1 protein-coding gene is annotated in these 671 nt (G+C 62.4%); it reads left to right on the top strand.

The features are described from left to right. The coding region (locus tag R2N11_RS26370; protein ID WP_316682967.1) for a flagellin N-terminal helical domain-containing protein at window positions 1–671 on the top strand (671 nt) is incomplete at both ends.

The following is a 671-nucleotide window of genomic DNA, read 5'->3' as shown; positions in this document are numbered from 1 at the left end:
TGCGCATCAACTCGGCCAAGGACGACGCCGCCGGCCTGCAGATCGCTGTTCGCCTGCAAGCGCAAACGCGCGGCATGGGCGTGGCCATGCAAAACACGCAGAACGCCTCGTCGATGCTGCAAACGGCCGACGGTGCGTTCAACGAAGTCACCAACGTGCTGTACCGCATGAAGGATCTGGCGACCCAAGCCGCCGACGGTTCGTCCAACGACGAAGACAAGAAGGCCATGCAGGCTGAGTACGACGCACTGGGCAAAGAGTTGAACAACATCATGGGCAACACGTCGTACGGCGGTGCCAAGCTGCTCGCCGAAGCCGGCGGCAAGCTGGGTGCGGAAATCAAGTTCCAGATCGGTGCGTCTGCCAGCGAAACGATGAGCTTCAACGTGGGCACCCAACTCACTGCGGTTCACACCGCCTTGACGGCAGCCGCCAAGTCATACGACGGCGCCTCCGCTGGCGACGAGCTGACTGCCGCCGCCAACGCCACGATCACCTTGCTCGAAACGTCGTTGGCCGCTGTTGGCACGATGCGCTCGGCCATCGGTGCTGGTGAAAACCGCCTCGACCACGTCTACAACAACCTGGGCAACATGTCGATGAACACCGCCGACGCTGAAGGCCGCATCATGGACGCCGACATGGCTGCCGAGTCCGCCAAGATGAGCTCG

It is taken from the genome of Ralstonia flaminis (assembly GCF_958415495.1).
Classification (GTDB): domain Bacteria; phylum Pseudomonadota; class Gammaproteobacteria; order Burkholderiales; family Burkholderiaceae; genus Ralstonia; species Ralstonia flaminis.
This window is presented reverse-complemented; position numbering and strand designations above follow the sequence as displayed.